Here is a 1405-nt window from a genome sequence, read left to right on the forward strand (position 1 = left end):
CAAGTAGCAAGTGGTGTAAGGCAAGAAAAATAAGCAATTATGATTCAGTTTTGAGGGAACTAAGTTCACTCAATAACACGTGTCGTGATGATGGCACTGAGGTCACACCTGTTCCCATATCGAACACAGTAGTTAAGCTCAGTAGCGCCAAAAGTAGTTGGAGGATCGCCTCCTGCGAGGATAGGACATCGCGATGCATTAATGGACGTTTAGCTCAGCTGGGAGAGCACCTGCCTTACAAGCAGGGGGTCACAGGTTCGATCCCTGTAACGTCCATTGGTCGCATGGTCTAGTTGGTTATGACGTTCGCCTGTCACGCGAAAGATCACGGGTTCGAATCCCGTTGTGACCGTTTCAAATTAGGTATTACATCATTATTATAGGGGTATAGTTTAGCGGTAGAACAACGGTCTCCAAAACCGTCGGCGGGGGTTCGATTCCCTCTACCCCTGCCATGGCGGTAGTGGTGAAGTGGTTAACACACCGGTTTGTGGTTCCGGCACGCGTGGGTTCGATCCCCATCTACCGCCCTAGCTTGATGTAATATTTAATATGATGCCGTTGTGGCGGAATTGGCAGACGCGCTGGACTCAAAATCCAGTTCTCGCAAGGGAGTATGGGTTCGACCCCCATCGACGGCATAACATACCCTAGGAGTTCTTTATTCAAGGATTCTTAGGGTTTTATTTTTGTTTTATAAATTGTTTATATAGAAGATAATAAGTGTAATACTAGGGATAGTATGAATCTTATGTGAAGGAGACATAAACATGGCAAATGATCCGATTACTAGTGACACGCATCAACAATTAATGGCAGATTTTAGTGCCGGTGGACCACAAGTTGGTGAAAAAAATATCACATTAAAAGAAGGCTTTGACGTGCGTGATGCTTCGGGGGAAGAACAAAATTATACCCAATGGGATGTTATTCATCGTGCAGATGAGACTTATTGGTCACCTTTAAATGGTGATCGTAAAACGTTGTATGATATTACTGATTATGAAATTAAGAGTAAGAAAAATAATCAGTGGATTAGTATTGCAGAATGGTTTGATTCTGATGAATTATAAAATGTAATCTTAGAAATTAAGTGTATATAAAAAGGGCTTCCTGAACCGCTGTTCAGGATGAACTGAACCCCGTAAGTTGGAGTAATTTCCAAAACTTACGGGGTTTTACTATGTTTTCAAAAGAAGTACAAATTGAAGCAGTCACGATGTACCTACAAGGTATTCCGCCTTATAAAATACGGAAAAAGTTTGGTATTAAAGGAACAGACACCATTCGTAACTGGGTTACTAATATCAAGGAACTTGGTGTCTATGGATTAAACAACGCTAGTCAAAGTAAGACAAATTATCAATATTCCTTTAAAATCAAGGTAATTCAATGGCGACTTGAG

The 1405-nt window shown here is 41.4% G+C and carries 2 protein-coding genes, 5 tRNA genes and 1 rRNA gene; all 8 read left to right on the forward strand.

The window, feature by feature from the left end; all coding sequences use genetic code 11:
* Positions 1-80: 80 nt before the first annotated feature.
* A 5S ribosomal RNA gene (gene rrf / locus FFM62_RS09975) occupies positions 81-197 on the forward strand.
* A gap of 6 nt (positions 198-203) precedes the next feature.
* Positions 204-276: transfer RNA gene (locus tag FFM62_RS09980), tRNA-Val, on the forward strand.
* Positions 277-278: 2 nt separating this feature from the next.
* Positions 279-352, forward strand: a tRNA-Asp gene (locus tag FFM62_RS09985).
* Between the two features lie 29 nt (positions 353-381).
* A tRNA-Trp gene (locus FFM62_RS09990) sits at positions 382-455 on the forward strand.
* Positions 456-457: 2 nt separating this feature from the next.
* Positions 458-530, forward strand: a tRNA-His gene (locus FFM62_RS09995).
* Positions 531-557: 27 nt separating this feature from the next.
* Positions 558-641, forward strand: a tRNA-Leu gene (locus FFM62_RS10000).
* 129 nt (positions 642-770) lie between these two features.
* On the forward strand, positions 771-1073 hold the full coding sequence (locus FFM62_RS10005; protein WP_115471754.1) for a hypothetical protein: 303 nt from the start codon (positions 771-773) through the stop codon (positions 1071-1073).
* A gap of 110 nt (positions 1074-1183) precedes the next feature.
* Positions 1184-1405 (forward strand): helix-turn-helix domain-containing protein (locus tag FFM62_RS10010; RefSeq protein ID WP_137604529.1); only part of this gene is annotated, 222 nt, incomplete at its 3' end.

The organism is Weissella thailandensis (genome assembly GCF_005405465.1).
GTDB lineage: Bacteria > Bacillota > Bacilli > Lactobacillales > Lactobacillaceae > Weissella > Weissella thailandensis.

Coding starts and splice junctions, on each gene's coding strand:
- FFM62_RS10005 (WP_115471754.1), top strand. CDS start 771: ATGGCAAATGATCCGATTACTAGTGACACGCATCAACAATTAATGGCA.